The following is a 661-nucleotide window of genomic DNA, read 5'->3' on the forward strand; positions in this document are numbered from 1 at the left end:
GGAGTGAATCCGATATGTCGATGCAGAAAGCAAAGCGTCAGATGCCCGCTAACGCGGGGCGGGAGGCCGTAGGGCAAGGTGAAGCCATGCTCGATGCTTTCAGCGGCGAAGCGTTCTGCCCGCGACATGCAACCGGAGACACGGGATCAGCGCTGCTGCAAGCGGCGCTGACGAAAGAAAACCTGCGGCGCGCGTTCAAGCGTGTGCGTGTCAACAAGGGAGCGGCTGGCGTGGATGGGCTGGATATCGATCAGAGCTCACAACATCTTGCAACTGCGTGGCCGTTCATTCGAGAGCAATTGCTGGCGGGGACGTACCGGCCCAATCCGGTACGTCGGGTGACGATCCCGAAGCCTGATGGAGGCGAGCGCGAGCTTGGCATTCCGACGGTGACGGACCGGTTGATCCAGCAAGCACTGCTACAGGTGCTGCAACCGATACTTGACCCCACATTTAGTGAGCACAGCTACGGCTTTCGACCGGGCAGGCGTGCGCAAGATGCGGTTCTATCCGCGCAGTCGTACGTTCAGTCTGGATTGCGAGTCGTGGTTGATGTTGACCTGTCGAAGTTCTTCGACCGGGTCAATCATGACATCCTGATCGACCGCCTGAGGAAACGCGTGGACGACTCCGGAGTGATCCGTCTGGTCCGTGCCTATCT

1 protein-coding gene is annotated in these 661 nt (G+C 59.6%); it reads left to right on the forward strand.

The window, feature by feature from the left end; all coding sequences use genetic code 11:
- Positions 1-14: 14 nt before the first annotated feature.
- Positions 15-661, forward strand: a 647-nt coding sequence (locus tag ACP7DD_RS26600) for a reverse transcriptase domain-containing protein (RefSeq protein WP_426178413.1), incomplete at its 3' end; no start/stop codon positions are given.

Origin of the sequence: Massilia sp. TWR1-2-2 (assembly GCF_049897565.1) — a bacterium.
In the GTDB taxonomy this organism is placed as follows: domain Bacteria; phylum Pseudomonadota; class Gammaproteobacteria; order Burkholderiales; family Burkholderiaceae_D; genus JAFCUW01.